This is a genomic window from Microbacterium sp. SORGH_AS_0421 (genome assembly GCF_030818635.1).
Taxonomy (GTDB): domain Bacteria; phylum Actinomycetota; class Actinomycetes; order Actinomycetales; family Microbacteriaceae; genus Microbacterium.
Map to the genome: position 1 here is coordinate 1595222 of NZ_JAUTAO010000001.1, position 14224 is coordinate 1609445.

General features: G+C 70.4%; 11 protein-coding genes. 4 read left to right on the forward strand and 7 right to left on the reverse strand.

The window, feature by feature from the left end:
• Positions 1 to 3 precede the first annotated feature (3 nt).
• The 3 genes from treY to QE416_RS07590 all read left to right on the forward strand — a co-directional run bounded on the left by treY (position 4) and on the right by QE416_RS07590 (position 4535).
• A complete protein-coding gene (treY, locus tag QE416_RS07580) occupies positions 4 to 2385 on the forward strand; it encodes a malto-oligosyltrehalose synthase (protein ID WP_307317883.1) in 2382 nt (793 codons plus the stop codon).
• Positions 2386 to 2473: 88 nt separating this feature from the next.
• Entirely contained in the window at positions 2474 to 4225 is a 1752-nt protein-coding gene (gene treZ / locus QE416_RS07585) for a malto-oligosyltrehalose trehalohydrolase (protein WP_373458841.1), read from the forward strand.
• 100 nt (positions 4226 to 4325) lie between these two features.
• Positions 4326 to 4535: a hypothetical protein gene (locus tag QE416_RS07590; RefSeq protein WP_307314951.1), complete on the forward strand. Its 210-nt coding sequence runs from the start codon at positions 4326 to 4328 to the stop codon at positions 4533 to 4535.
• 12 nt (positions 4536 to 4547) lie between these two features.
• Here QE416_RS07590 and QE416_RS07595 read toward each other — a convergent pair whose 3' ends face one another.
• The 4 genes from QE416_RS07595 to QE416_RS07610 all read right to left on the reverse strand — a co-directional run bounded on the left by QE416_RS07595 (position 4548) and on the right by QE416_RS07610 (position 7404).
• Positions 4548 to 4871: a hypothetical protein gene (locus tag QE416_RS07595; RefSeq protein ID WP_307314955.1), complete on the reverse strand. Its 324-nt coding sequence runs from the start codon at positions 4869 to 4871 to the stop codon at positions 4548 to 4550.
• Positions 4872 to 4941: 70 nt separating this feature from the next.
• Positions 4942 to 5757, reverse strand: a complete 816-nt coding sequence (locus QE416_RS07600) for a tryptophan-rich sensory protein (RefSeq protein ID WP_307314956.1) — start codon at positions 5755 to 5757, stop codon at positions 4942 to 4944.
• A 112-nt stretch (positions 5758 to 5869) separates the two neighbouring features.
• Complete coding sequence (locus QE416_RS07605; RefSeq protein WP_210072381.1) at positions 5870 to 6598, reverse strand: GMP synthase; 729 nt, start codon at positions 6596 to 6598, stop codon at positions 5870 to 5872.
• 77 nt (positions 6599 to 6675) lie between these two features.
• Entirely contained in the window at positions 6676 to 7404 is a 729-nt protein-coding gene (locus QE416_RS07610) for a LysR substrate-binding domain-containing protein (RefSeq protein ID WP_307314959.1), read from the reverse strand.
• Positions 7405 to 7439: 35 nt separating this feature from the next.
• Between QE416_RS07610 and QE416_RS07615 the strand changes: the two genes are divergently transcribed.
• Positions 7440 to 7829, forward strand: a complete 390-nt coding sequence (locus QE416_RS07615; RefSeq protein WP_267786068.1) for a DUF1304 domain-containing protein — start codon at positions 7440 to 7442, stop codon at positions 7827 to 7829.
• Between the two features lie 83 nt (positions 7830 to 7912).
• Here the strand turns inward: QE416_RS07615 and QE416_RS07620 are convergent, their stop codons facing one another.
• From QE416_RS07620 to QE416_RS07630, 3 genes are all read right to left on the reverse strand, one after another.
• Positions 7913 to 8320, reverse strand: a complete 408-nt coding sequence (locus QE416_RS07620) for a transferase (RefSeq protein WP_103207095.1) — start codon at positions 8318 to 8320, stop codon at positions 7913 to 7915.
• 333 nt (positions 8321 to 8653) lie between these two features.
• Positions 8654 to 9430: a DNA-formamidopyrimidine glycosylase family protein gene (locus QE416_RS07625; protein ID WP_307314963.1), complete on the reverse strand. Its 777-nt coding sequence runs from the start codon at positions 9428 to 9430 to the stop codon at positions 8654 to 8656.
• The gene (locus QE416_RS07630) at positions 9423 to 14105 is read right to left on the reverse strand and encodes an ATP-dependent helicase (protein ID WP_307314965.1); all 4683 of its coding nucleotides are present in this window, start codon (positions 14103 to 14105) and stop codon (positions 9423 to 9425) included. The genes QE416_RS07625 and QE416_RS07630 overlap by 8 nt, the downstream gene beginning before the upstream one ends.
• Between the last annotated feature and the right edge of the window lie 119 nt (positions 14106 to 14224).

A 14224-nucleotide genomic window follows, 5' to 3' on the forward strand; every position in this document is an offset into this window, starting at 1 on the left:
GAGATGCGGCATCCGCTTTCGACCTATCGCCTGCAGATCCGCGAAGCGTTCACCCTCGACGACGCCGCCGAGGTCACGGGATACCTCCGTGACCTCGGGGTCTCGTGGGCGTACCTGTCGCCGATCCTCGAGGCCACGCCCGGTTCCGACCACGGCTACGACGTGGTCGACGTCGAGCGCGTCGACCCCGCACGCGGGGGCGCCGAGGGGCTCGACCGCTTCGCCGCGGCAGCGCGCGCGGCGGAGCTCGGCATCCTGATCGACATCGTGCCCAACCACATGGGCGTCTCGGAACCACGCAGCAACGCGTGGTGGTGGGACGTGCTGCGACAGGGGCGGGCGTCGGCGCACGCGAGCGCGTTCGACATCGACTGGGAATTCGGTGACGGCAAGGTGCGCGTGCCCGTGCTCGGCGACCATCTCGACGCGGTCATCGACGAGATCTCATACGACCCGACGCCGGCCGACGATGCTCCCGACGGGCTGGTCCGCTACTACGACCATGCCTTCCCGGTGGCCCCCGGTACCGGTACTTCGGACATCCGAGCTCTGCTGGACGCGCAGAACTTCGAACTGCGCTACTGGCAGGACGAAGCGGCCGACCTGAACTACCGCCGCTTCTTCGCCGTGACGACCCTCGCGGGCGTGCGCGTCGAGGTGCCGGAGGTGTTCCGGGCGACCCACGCCGAGATCCTGCGCTGGGTGCGCGAGGGCCTCGCCGACGGTCTGCGCGTGGACCACCCCGACGGTCTCGTCGATCCGGGCGGGTACTTCGATCAGCTCGCCGTCGCGCTCGAAGAGGCCGGCGAGGGCGAGGTCGGCTACGTGCTCGGCGAGAAGATCCTCGAACACGGCGAGGCGTTGCCGTCGTGGTGGAAGACCGCCGGGACCACCGGTTACGACGCTCTCGCCGCGATCGACCGTGTGCTGACCGACCCGGCGGGGGAGGCGGCGCTCGATGCCCTCGACGCGCGCCTGCGCACCGACAGCGATCTCGAGCCGCTCACCGGCTGGCACGACCTCATCCACGACACCAAGCGCAAGATCGCCGACTCGATCCAGGTGTCGGAGATCCGTCGCCTGGTGCGCGGTCTTCCGTCGGAGCTGCGCGAGGAGTTCGGGGCCGATGCGCTGCAGGACGCGCTGGCCGAGATCCTCGCGTGCTTCCCGGTGTACCGCTCGTATCTCCCCGCCGGTCGCACGCACCTCGACGCCGCCGCGGGCGAAGCCGAAGTGCGTCGTCCCGAACTGGGCGACGTGATCGAGAAGCTCGTCCCGGTGCTCGCCGACACGAGCCTCGTGGTCGCGTGGCGCTTCCAGCAGACGACCGGTCCCGTCATGGCCAAGGGCGTCGAGGACACCGCGTTCTACCGTTACACCCGGCTGGGCTCGCTCACCGAGGTGGGTGGCGACCCGGGGGAGTTCTCCCTCGACGTCGCGGGCTTCCACACCGCGCAGGCGCTGCGTCACGCGTCGTGGCCCACCGCCATGACCACGCTGTCGACGCACGACACCAAGCGCGGCGAGGACACGCGTGCCCGCATCGCGGTGCTGGCCGAGATCCCCGAGACCTGGGCCGAACGACTCGAGGAGTTCCGCGGGATCGCCTCGACCGGTCACGGCCCCTTCGACGCACTGCTGTGGCAGGCGATCGTGGGAGCGTGGCCCGCCTCGGCATCCACCCCCGAAGGGTTGAAGGTGTACCGCGAACGTCTGCACGCGTACGCCGAGAAGGCTGCGCGCGAGGCGTCCGAGGTCACCGGCTGGTGGGAGCAGGACGAGGCCTTCGAGGAGCGCATGCACGCGGTCGTCGACGCGGCCACCGGCCCCGCAGCCGAGCGCGTGCGCGCCTTCGTCGACCAGATCTCGCCCGCGGGATGGTCGAACGGTCTCTCGGCGAAGCTGCTGCAGATCATGGGCCCGGGCGTCCCCGACGTCTACCAGGGCTCGGAGCTGTGGGAGCAGTCGCTCGTCGATCCCGACAACCGTCGCGCGGTCGACTTCGCGGAGCGTCGCCGGCTTCTCGCCGCGATCGACGCCCCCGGAGCTGCGGCCCCGGCCGTGGATGCCACGGGAGCGGCCAAGCTCCTCGTGACGTCGCGCGCGCTGCGTCTTCGCCGTGAGCACCCGCTCGAGATCTATCGCCCGCTGGAGGCAGTGGGCGTGGCGGCTGACCACGTCGTCGCCTTCGATCGTGGCGGTGTGTTCGCGGTCGCGACCCGTCTGCCGCACGGCCTGGCGGCTGCGGGAGGCTGGCGCGACACGGTGGTGCTGCTGCCGGACACCCCGGTCGTCGACGTGCTGACCGGACGCTCGTTCGCCGGCGGCGCCGTGCCCCTGGCCGACCTGCTGGCGGTCTACCCGGTGGCCCTGCTGATCTTCTGACCCCCGATCGCGTGAGGCGCCGGGATTCGACGCCTCACGCCCTCCCTCAGCGAAAAACCTCGGCACCTCACGCGAAGGAACACCCCACATGAGCATCGACGTCTGGGCACCCAAGGCAGAGCGGGTGCGGCTGCGCCGGCTCGACGACAGCGGCGACAGTGTCGTCGAAGACGTCGAGATGGCATCCGCGAAAGACGGCTGGTGGACGGCCTCGGTCGACCTCGCCGACGGCGAGCGGTACGGCTTCGTCCTCGGCGACGGCGACGACCTCCGCCCCGACCCGCGCTCGCGACGTCAGCCCGGCGGCGTGCACGAGGCGTCGGCGTGGTTCGACCCCTCGGTGTACGCCTGGAACGACGCCGCGTGGACGGGCAAGCAGCTCGCGGGCGGCCTGATCTATGAGCTGCACCTCGGAACCTTCACCCCCGAAGGAACACTGGATGCCGCGATCGGCCGCCTCGATCACCTCGTCGATCTGGGGGTGTCCCACGTCGAGCTGCTGCCGGTGAACGGCTTCAACGGTACGTGGAACTGGGGCTACGACGGGGTGCTCTGGTACACCGTGCACGAGGCCTACGGCGGACCCGAGGCGTACCAGCGTTTCGTCGATGCGGCCCATGCGGCCGGACTCGCCGTCATCCAGGACGTCGTCTACAACCACCTCGGTCCCTCGGGCAACTACCTGCCCGAGTTCGGCGAGTACCTCCGCGAAGGCAGCCGCAACACCTGGGGCGACTCGATCAATCTCGATGAAGACGCTGTCCGCGCGTACATCGTCGAGAACGCACTGATGTGGATGAGCGACTACCACGTCGACGGCCTGCGCCTCGATGCCGTGCACGCTCTGCTCGACCATCGCGATCCCCACGTGCTGCAGGAGATCGCCGAACGCACCGACGCCCTGTCGGCGCACCGCGGCATCCCGCTCACCACCATCGCCGAGAGCGACATGAACGACCCGAAGCTGATCCTCCCGCGCGAAGCCGGCGGATACGGCCTGACCGCGCAGTGGTCGGACGACTGGCACCACACGGTGCACGTCGCCCTGACCGGCGAGACGATCGGCTACTACGAGGACTTCGCCGACGTCGAGGCCTTCCGAAAGGTCAGCGAGGGCGGCTTCTTCCACGACGGCACGTACTCGACGTTCCGCGAGGAGAAGCACGGCAAGCCCATTCCCGAGGACGTTCCGAACTGGCGCCTCGTCACCTTCGCGCAGGATCACGACCAGATCGGCAACCGGGCCGCCGGCGACCGTCTGTCGCAGACGCTCGGCTACGACCGCCTGGCCGCCGCCGCCGTGCTCACGCTCACCGCCCCGGGCACTCCGATGCTCTTCATGGGCGAGGAGTGGGGCGCGACGACGCCCTGGCAGTTCTTCACCTCTCACCCCGAGCCCGAGCTCGGCAAGGCCACCGCCGAGGGGCGCATCGCCGAGTTCGAGAAGATGGGTTGGGACGAATCCACCGTCCCCGACCCGCAGGATCCCTCGACGTTCGAGAACTCCCGGCTCGACTGGGACGAGGCGGGCGAGGGCGATCACGCCCAGCTGCTCGGCCTGTACCGCGAGCTCGCGAAGCTGCGGCGCGAGCGCCCCGAGTTGACCGACCCGTCGCGCGAGGGGCTGTCCGCGGCGGCCAGGGAGGCCGACGGCGGCCGGGTCTACGAACTACGTCGCCGCGACCTCGTCGTGATCGTCAACCTCTCGGATGCCGCGGCCTCGGCGTCCGTGGCATCCGGTGCTCGTGTGCTGCTGGCGACGGCGGAGGGCGTCGTGCTCGATGGCTCCGAGGTGACGGTGCCGGCCGGGGCGAGCGCGATCGTCGGCCCCGCACTCTGACGTCCTGACGAACGGTCCCGACCTCGTAAGGGGCGGGGCCGTTCGTCGTTCACGCCTTGCGCGTGGGGTTGACGGCTCTCGCCGCGGGTGGGAGCGTGGAGTGCACCTCACGAAGGAGCAGATCATGGATGCCGGACTCGTCGCTGTCCTGTCGACCACTGGTTTCGTGATGATCGCTGCGTGTGTGGTGGTCCTCGCCGCGGTCCGACGCTCCGGCGGAGGGTGGGGTGCTCCGCGGCACCTTCCCGACAGCGAACTCGGCCGCGCGCGCGACGAGATCCAGCGGCAGATCGATCTCGGCCGGTCCTAGCAGCCCGGCGCGCTAGCCCGAGACCGCGAACAGGCCGGCGATACCCAGCGTGTAGAGGGCGAGGACGACGAACGAGTCCACGCCCATCCCGATGATCCGCCGCTGCGGGCGGAAGATGAGCTCGAGGTTTCCCGAGACCGCGGCCGACACGGTGATGGCGATCTCGGGGAGATTGGTCGCCACGGCCAGCACGATCAGACCACCCAGCGCGCTCCCCAGGTGCAGACGCGCGTCCAGGACGTCGGTGGCCTTGGACAGGTGGATCCCCGCCACCCACACCACGGTGGCGGCTGCGACGAAGAGGGCGACGAGCAGGGCGAAGGGGAGGGAGTCCACGCCCCGATTGAACTCCCGGAACCTTCGGCACCCGCCCCTCTTGCGGGACGGATGCCGAGGGCCTAGGCGGTCAGTCGACGCTCGGGCGGATGAGGCGCAGCACGCTGACGATCGCCGGCGGCACGAGCACGATCGCGGCCACGATGATCGCGGTCACACCGATCGGCGCGCTCTGCGGCTCGCCGCTGAAGCGCTCGACGGCCAGCCAGCTGAGCCCCCAGGCCAGGGCGAGCGCGGGTGTGACGCGCCACGCGCTGCGCCACGCGATCGAAAGACCGATGAGAGCGACCACGATCAGGACGGCGATACCGATGGCATCCGCCGCGCTCTCCCACTCCGCCGGCACGATGGTCGTGAGCCAGGCGGCGGCGTTGGCGACGGTGGCGAGGGTGACCCAGCCGAGGTGGAGGCCCGTGACCCCGTCGATGAGGACGGAATCGACGACGCCGTCGCGCGGTTCGCGCGTCGCCACGGCGACGCGGAACGTCCAGCAGAGAGCCGCGAGCAAGAGGACGATCACGACGACCGTGAGCAGCAGCGTGCCGAAGCGGGCCGCGACCAGCCACAGGCCGTTGAGGCTCATGGTGAGGGCGATCAGCCAGCCGAGCGCGCGCTGGCGCGCATTGGTGCGCTGGCCGGGGAGAGCCTGCCAGATCGCATACGCGATCAGGCCGAGGTAGATGACCGACCAGATCGAGAAGGCCGGACCCGCCGGGGCGAGGTAGGAGCCGTCGGTGTTGAGGGCGCCGCCCTGCTGATCCTGCACGGCCGAGTTGCCGAAGGCGCCCGCCCCGATCACTGCGGCGATCAGCATGAACGACACCGTGGAAAGGACGACGATCTGACGTGCGAGGTCGCTTCCCCGCCATTGCGTTGCTGCGTTCATACCTAGAACACTAGAAAAGCTAGGTAAATATGGCAGTCGGGGTTGACTTCTGACGGCTGGTGATCCCCCCGGGCAGACCCGAGTCGGGGGTGCCGACGCCGACGGGCGCGGCTCAGGCCGCGACGGATCGGGCGGCGAAGGAGCGCAGAAGGCGCGTGGGCTGCTCGACCGACGCGGTGCGCACGTGTGCCGAGACCTCGTCGAACGCGTCGGCATCGAAGTACCCCGCGTCGCGGTAGACGACCATGCGCGCGACGAACGCCTCGGTCGTGGGCTCGGGGTGGAACTGCGTGGCCCACAGTCCGGACCCGGCGCGATAGGCCTGCACGGGGCACGCGTCGTTCTCGGCGAGCAGCGTCGCGCCCGGGGGGACGATCGCCGTGCCTTCCTTGTGCGCGGTCAGCGCCTCGAAGCGGGGATTCAGGATGCCGAACAGCTCGTCGTCGCGACCCGCCTCGGTGAGCACGATGTCGGTGGGGCCCGTGCCCTCGGGGTGCAGCAAACTCACCCTGCCCCCGAGCAGACGCGTGACGACACCGATGCCGAAGCACGTGAACAGCGCGTTCGTGCGGCCCTCGATGGCCGCGCCCGCCAAGCGTTCGAGGTCGCGCTCGAGGCGGCGCTGCTCGTCGGTCTTGCCGGGGTCGGTGACGTTGAAAGGGCTGCCGCCGACGACGATCGCGGCGTACCGGTCGAGGTCCGCCGGCAGCGGCTCGCGAACGAGGTCGTGGTGCACGAGGTCGTCGTCTCGCACGCCGAGACCGTCGCGGAACGAGGCCCACTCGGCCACGGCTGCCTCACGCTGCGGGCGAACGCAGACGTAGAGCAGGGAAGCGGTCACCCGGAGATTCTACGCGGGCGACTTTCCGCACCGTCAGGGGGTGACACGGAGCGAAACGTGGGTGCACCAACGCCCGGTCAGCGCGAGGACCGCGCGGTTCGACCGCGCACGACGCCCACGAACGTCTCGACATCGGGGGTCGTGCGCTCGCGGAGCCACGCGAGAGCGACCCGGGATCGCGGACCGTCCCGCAGGATGCGGTACTCGACGTCGCGGCGCTGATGAGCGCGAGCAAGGGACATCGGCACGATCACGACGCCGACGCCCGCAGCCACCGTCGCGATGGCTTCGGCGGTGTCGGCCGGGGGTGCGAACGCCGGGGCGACGGCGTCCGGGATCGACAGGTGCAAGACGTCGTCGGCGGCCGCGATGACGACCTCGCCCCGCAGATCGGCGATCTCGAGCTCGTCGGCCGCGGTCAGGTCGGAGTCAGCGGACATGACCACGACGGGTTCCTCCTCGTAGAGGGGAATCACGTTCACGTCGTCTGACTCCTCGACGGGAAGGCGGATGAGCGCCGCGTCGACCTCGTCGAGTGCTTCGAGCTGGGTGGCGACGGAGATCTCACGCAGCTCGAGAGCGACGTGCGGCATCCGTTCGCGCCACAGCCCGATCCACTTGCCGGGGGTTGCTCCGGGAATCGCGCCGAGCACGAAGTCCCGCGGTTCCTCGCGCGGCGGCGGGGCCGGTCGCTCGGCCTTCGCCTTCGGCTTCGCCGCGCGTGAACGCCCTGCCGCGGCGGGCTTCGCTGCCCCGCTGCGTCGAGGTGCGCCGCTGCGCCCGCGGGACCCGTTGCCTTTCGCCATGGCTCCAGGCTAGCCGCGGCACTAACGTGGAAGGCATGATCGGCATCCTGGCGCTTGTCTTCGCGGGACTCGCGGCCCTGCTTCACGTCTACATCTTCGTGCTCGAGAGCGTGCGCTGGACGCGGCCGAAGACGTGGAAGGTCTTCGGGATCGCCGACCAGCAGACGGCGGATGCCACGCGGCCCATGGCCTACAACCAGGGCTTCTATAACCTGTTCCTCGCGATCGGAGCGGTCGTCGGCATCGTGTTCTGGACGGTGAACGGGGTCGGCGATGCCGTCGGCCGCACGCTGCTGATCTTCTCGCTGGGGTCGATGCTCGCCGCGGCACTCGTCCTGGTCACCTCGGGTGCGAAGTACCTGCGCCCGGCCAGTATCCAGGGAACCCTGCCCCTGATCGGGCTGGTCCTGGCGATCTTCGCCTGAGACTGCCAGAGCCCGGACAAGCGAAAACCCGCACGCTCAGTCGAGTCGTGCGGGTCATGGATGCCGCGGTGGGCACGACCTCGTCAGGCTGCCAGCCGCAGTCCTCGTCGATCCGTCGCCACGGCTTCGCCGTCGTTGATGATCTCGTCGTCGCCGATGAGCGACCCCATCGCGATGCGAGCGTTGTGGCCGACCTGCGTGCGGACGCCGATGTGAGCGCCCGCGCCGATCACCGCTCCCGCGCAGATGTGCGCGTGCGGCTCGATGTGGGCCTCCGGGCCGATCACGGCGTCTGACTCGATCCAGGCACCGCGGCCGACACGAACACCCGCGGCGATCTGCACGCCGGGTTCGACGTAGGCGCCGTTCTCGACCAGCGCCGACGGGTGGACCTTCGCGCCGTGCGCGACGAGTCCGCGACCATTGACGTGCTTGCGGTAACGCAGCGTCTCGCCGTGGTCGTTTTCGATGTCGATGTAGTTCTTTCCCACGATCCCCTCCGGTCGGCCATCGGGTTGAGCCGACATGTATCACAACGGGCCGGGAATGACGTTCATTCCCTCGAATGCTTCTTCGTCGCCGATACCGTCATCGGTTTCCTCGATGTCGAGGAAAGCGCGAAGCGCGGAGCGCGGCGTGGAGTTGTCCCCCTGTTTTCGCACGCCGGACGAAGGGCGCCGGGCGGCTTGACACGGGGCGCGGAAAGAGTCGGTTCTGCGCGGCGCCCTCTCGTGTGCTGCGCGGCGGGTCGATCCGGGTGCGGTGTGGACCCGGTCGGCCGGGATGCGCCGCAGCCCGGGAGGCGGACGCCGCGGCGGCCCGTCTCAGCCGGGCTGACAGGTGGGGCACCAATAGACGTTGCGCTCGCTCGTCGCGGAGGCGCCGAGCGAGGTCGCACGGATCGGGGTTCCGCAGCGGCGACAGGGGGCGCCCTCGCGACCGTAGACCCAGAAGCGACGCCCGGGCCGGCTGTCGCCGGTGAAGGTGCGCTCGGGGCGCGGCAGGTTGGCGCGGATCATGCGCTCGCCGAGCGCGATGGTCGCCTGCACGTCGATCTCCGTGGCGGGGGTTGTCGGCGCGATGCCTCGGACGAAGAGCAGCTCGTTCGCGTACACGTTGCCGAAGCCGGCGACGTTGCGCTGGTCGAGCAGCGCGACGTGTGCAGCTCTGTCGTCGGCGGCGACGCGGCGGACCGCTTCGGCCTCATCCCAGTCGTCGGCGAGCAGATCGGGGCCGAGGTGTCCGACCACGGTGTGCTCGTCGCTCGTGCGCAGGACTTCGACCATCGCGAGGTCGAAACCGACGGCGTCTGCACCCGCGACGCCGACGATCGCCCGCGCCTTGAACGCCTGTCGTCGCCAGCGCTCGCCCGGGCGGTAGAGGTCCCATCGGCCCTCCATCTTCAGGTGCGAGTGCAGTGTGAAGCCGCCGATCCTGTGCAGCAGGTGCTTGCCGCGAGCGGCGACCTCGTGCACGGTCTCACCGCGCAGGTCGGCGGTGGCGCTCCCCGGCACACGGATGTCGAACCGTGTGACCACCTTGCCGGCGAGGGCCGCCGACAGCTTCGCCGCGGCGCGGTAGACGGTATCGCCCTCAGGCACGGGCGGCCTCGCGCAGGGTGTCGCCGGCGGTGAGTTTGCGCAACGTCAGGCCCTTGGGTGATTCGACGAATCCGCCCTCGCGCAGGGCTCGGCCGACCGCGGTGCCGTAGACGAACTCCCCGTTGACCTGTTCGACGGTGAGGGTTTCGAGACGCCTCTTCTTCGCGGTCTCGGCGAGGTGTCGGGCCGCCGCCTGCAGCACCGCTTCGTCGTCGGTGAAAGCGAGCGCGCTGCGACCGCCGCGTTCGAGGTAGAGCACGAGCTCACCGTCGACGAGTACGACGAGACCTCCGGCCTTACGGCCCGGCCGGTGCGTGACCCCTTCGATCGCGGGCCAGCCGAGGGCCGCACCGTACGGGTTGGCGGGATCGGTGGCGGCGAGCGTCAGGGTGCGCAAGGGCGGGGGATCGGCGACCGCGGCGAACTCGCGCAGCCGATCGACCGTGGCCGAGGCTGCGAACTGCGCGGCGCCGAGCTTCTCGATCACGTACCCGCGACGGCAGTGTCCGGCCTCTTCGAAGCCGGCGAGGATGCGGTACACCTGAGCGAAGCCGCCGGGCACGCCCTCGGACTGCACGGCGCCGCGCGTCACCACCCCGTACCGATCGAGCAGGAGGCTCGCCGAGGCCGTGGCGCGGGCGGCAGGGTCCTCCTCGCGCTCGGGGAGGAGCGACCACCGACCGCCCAGGGACGGCGGACGCGGCGCGGAGGTGGCCCGCGGCATGGTCGCGCCGCGGTACATACGTGCGCGTGGTGCGCGGCGCGCGACGCGGTGCGACTGGCCCCCACCGCTGAGCAGCGTGCGGACCGGGGCGAAGGTGTCGTTCGTCACCCGGCCGGCCCAGGTGAGCGCCCAGAGGGCGTCGTTGACGGACTGCTCGTTCTCGGCGCCGACGAGCTGTCTCAGCTGGGTGGCGAAGTACGCACCCCCGCTCTCCAGGGCCGAGAGCAGGCGCGCCTCGAGCGAATCGGGCGCGGGATCGTCGGCGTCCTCGGGGTCTTGCAGGGTGAACGGCGCCGCCTCGGCCGGGTGCAGGGCGATCCACCCGTCGCGACCGGGCAGGGTGCCGTGGCCCGACCAGACCACCTCTCCGGTGGCGGTGAGCTCGTCCAGTAGGGCGGGGGAGTAGTCCGCCACGCGCGAGGGCAGGATGAGCGACTCCCACGCGCTCGCCGGAATGGGGACGCCCGCGAGCTGCTCGATCACGGCGAGCACCCCGTCGACGCCCTCGAGGGGGCGACCCAGGTGCTGCCATACGGGCAGGAACCGGGCGTACGCGGCCGGAGGGACCGGCTCGACGCTGCCGCGGATGGCTGCCAGCGATCGCATACGCAGGCGTCGCAGCACCTCGACGTCGCACCACTCGGTCTCGTCGCCGCGGACACCGCCCGACGCCTCGGGAAGGAAGAACCCACTGGCGAGGCGCCCCTGAGACTCGAGGCGCTGCAGTGTGAGCCGCGCAACCGCTACGCCCACGCCCAGGCGTTCGGCGACGGCATCCGTCGTGAAGGGCGCGTGCGTGCGCGCGAAGCGGGCGACGAGATCGCCCAGGGGATCGGGGAAAGGCTCGAGGAACGCGTTGGGGATGCCGACGGGCAGCGCCGCGCCCAGGGCATCGCGGAGGCGACCGGCGTCTTCGATCCCGGCCGTGCGCGAGACTCCGGCGATCGTCACGCGGATCGCCCGCCGGTCGTCGACGAGGGTGGCGAGGTGCTGCTCGGCCTCGGCCAGTGCGTCGCCCTCGGTGTCGACTCGCGCAGCCACCTCGGCCGCGTCGAGGGGGCCGAGGATACGCAGCAGGTCGGCCACTCCCTCGGCGCCGCGGACTCGGCGATCGGGATCGAGGCGCTGAGCTTCGCGCTCGAACTGGGCGATGACGTCGGGGTCGAGAAGCTCGCGCATCTCGACCTTGCCGAGCAGCTCGCTCAGGAGCGCCGGGTCGACCGAGAGCGCCGCCGCACGTCGCTCCGCGAGAGGGGAGTCGCCCTCGTACATGAAGGCGCCGACGTAACCGAAGAGCAGATCGCGCGCGTACGGGGAGGGCTGCGACGTCGTGATCTCGACGAGGCGGATCTTGCGCTCTCCGATCTGTCGCGTGAGGCGGAGGAGAGCCGGAAGGTCGTAGACGTCTTGCAGTACTTCGCGCAGCGTCTCGAGGATGATCGGGAACGCCGGGTGCCTCTTGGCCACCTCGAGCAACTGCGCGGAACGCTGGCGCTGCTGCCAGAGCGGGGAGCGGCGGTTCGGATTCAGCCGGGGCAGGAGCAACGCTCGAGCGGCGCATTCGCGGAAGCGCGAGGCGAACAGAGCGGATCCGCCCACCTCGTCGGTGACGATCTGTTCGAGCTCGTCGGGCTCGAAGACGAAGAGATCGGCCCCGGGCGGCTCCGCCGCGGCATCCGGGACCCGGGCGATGATGCCGTCATCGCTGGCGACCGCCGCCCCCTCGACACCGAGGCGCTCGCGGATGCGTGCGTTGACCGCGAGCGCCCACGGCGCGTGCACCTGCATGCCGTACGGCGAGTGCAGGATGATGCGCCAGTCGCCGACCTCGTCGCGGCTGCGCTCGACGGTCAGCGTGCGATCGGTGGGGAGGCTCCCGGTCGCCTCGCGTTGCTCGGCCAGGTACGCGAGCAGGTTGGTGATCGCGTTGTCGTCCAGTCCCGACTCGCGAAGGCGCTCCTCGGCCTTGCCGCGGTCGGCCGCGGCGATGTCGCGCGAGAACTTGCCGAGCGCTTCGCCCAGCTCGGCGGGGCGACCGATGCCGTCGCCGTGCCAGAACGGCAGCTTGCCGGGCTGGCCGAAAGCGGGGAGCACATTGACACGGTCGTGCGTGATCTCGACGATGCGCCAGCTCGTGGTGCCGAGCGTGAAGACGTCGTTGACGCGGGATTCGTAGACCATCTCTTCGTCGAGTTCTCCGACGCGCGCGTTCTGCGATTCTCCCGCGACGAAGACACCGAACAGACCGCGGTCGGGAATGGTCCCGCCGCTGGTCACGGCCACGCGCTGTGCGCCCGGGCGCCCGGTGAGGGTGCCGGCGTCGCGGTCCCAGACGAGGCGGGGGCGCAGTTCGGCGAACTCGTCGGAGGGGTACCGCCCGGCCAGGAGGTCGAGGGTGGCCTCGTACGCGGAGCGGGGGAGAGAGCGGAAGGGCGCGCTGCGCTTGACCGTCTCAAACCACTCCTCGACGTCGATGGAGCCCAGGGCCGAGGCGGCCACCGTCTGCTGCGCGAGGATGTCGAGCGGGTTCTGCGGCACCGAGATGGCCTCGATGCGCCCCGCCAGCATGCGCTCGGTCACGACAGCGGTGTGCAGGACGTCGCTGCGGTGCTTGGGGAAGAGGGCGGCCCGGCTGACCTCGCCGACCTGGTGGCCGGCACGGCCGACACGCTGCAGACCGGATGCCGCACTGGGTGGCGACTCCACCTGGATGACGAGGTCGACGGCGCCCATGTCGATACCGAGCTCGAGGCTGCTCGTGGCGACGACGCAGCGCAGGGTGCCGGATTTGAGCTCGTCTTCGACCTGCGCGCGCTGCTCTTTCGACACGGAGCCGTGATGGGCCTTCGCGAGGATGGCCGCGACACCCGCCGAGGAACCCGCTTGCGCCATCGTGGCGGCGGGCACGGTCGGTTCGGGCACGTCGATGCCCTGCCGCTCGGCGTAGATCTCGTTCAGACGCCCCGTCAGGCGCTCGGCCAAGCGGCGCGAGTTGGCGAACACGATGGTCGAGCGGCGTTCGAGGATGCGGTCGACGATGGCCTCTTCGACGTGCGGCCAGACCGAGCCCGAGACCTCGGTGGCCTCGGGACGATCGGAGAACCACTCTGCGTCGCTGGCGTCGTCGGGGGCGGGGGAGCCCGGAGGAGGCGGTGGGTTGAGCATGTCGTCGACGGGCACGACGACCGAGAGGTCGAACGCCTTCGTGGCCTTGGGGGCGACGATATCGACGGGCTGTGCTCCGCCGAGGAAACGGGCCACCTCGTCGATGGGTCGTACCGTCGCAGACAGTCCGATGCGCTGGGCGGGCTTGTCGAGCAGGGCGTCGAGGCGCTCCAGACTCACGGCGAGGTGAGCGCCCCGCTTGGTCGCCGCGACCGCGTGCACCTCGTCGATGATGACGGTGTGCACACCGCGCAGGGTTTCTGCCGCCTGGCTCGTGAGCATGAGATACAGCGACTCGGGCGTCGTGATGAGGATGTCGGGCGGAGCTGTCACGAGCTTGCGACGATCGCTCGAACTCGTGTCGCCCGAGCGCACGCCGACGGTCACCGAGGGCACCTCGATGCCGAGGCGGCGAGCGGACTGGCCGATACCGACGAGAGGCGAGCGGAGGTTGCGCTCGACATCGACGCCGAGCGCCTTCAACGGGGAGATGTAGAGGATGCGGGTGTCTGTCGGGACCGCCTTGGGGACCTTCGGCGTCGAACGCTTGCCGCGCGGCGAGGGAGCGGCATCCGGGGTCTCGGGGCCCTTCTCGCGGAACACCCGATCGATCGCGAAGAGGAACGCCGACAGCGTCTTGCCCGAACCGGTAGGCGCGACGACGAGGGCGTTCCGCCCCGACGACACGGATTCCCACGCGCCCTTCTGCGCGTTGGTCGGCGCCGAGAAGGCGCCACGGAACCAGTCCTGCGTCGCAGGACCGAATCTCTCCAGCACGTCGGCCATGTCGACATCTTCTCCCGGACCTCCGACATCGGGTCGGGGTTGACGTTCGCCCGCCGCGGAACCGCCGGTGCCGTCCAGGCGAAGATCGCTGAATCCTCAGCATCGGGCGCGGGAACGAA

Coding starts and splice junctions, on each gene's coding strand:
- QE416_RS07615 (WP_267786068.1), top strand. CDS start 7,440: ATGATCGGCATCCTGGCGCTTGTCTTCGCGGGACTCGCGGCCCTGCTT.
- QE416_RS07630 (WP_307314965.1), bottom strand. CDS start 14,105: ATGGCCGACGTGCTGGAGAGATTCGGTCCTGCGACGCAGGACTGGTTC.
- treZ (WP_373458841.1), top strand. CDS start 2,474: ATGAGCATCGACGTCTGGGCACCCAAGGCAGAGCGGGTGCGGCTGCGC.
- treY (WP_307317883.1), top strand. CDS start 4: ATGCGGCATCCGCTTTCGACCTATCGCCTGCAGATCCGCGAAGCGTTC.
- QE416_RS07600 (WP_307314956.1), bottom strand. CDS start 5,757: ATGAACGCAGCAACGCAATGGCGGGGAAGCGACCTCGCACGTCAGATC.
- QE416_RS07610 (WP_307314959.1), bottom strand. CDS start 7,404: ATGGCGAAAGGCAACGGGTCCCGCGGGCGCAGCGGCGCACCTCGACGC.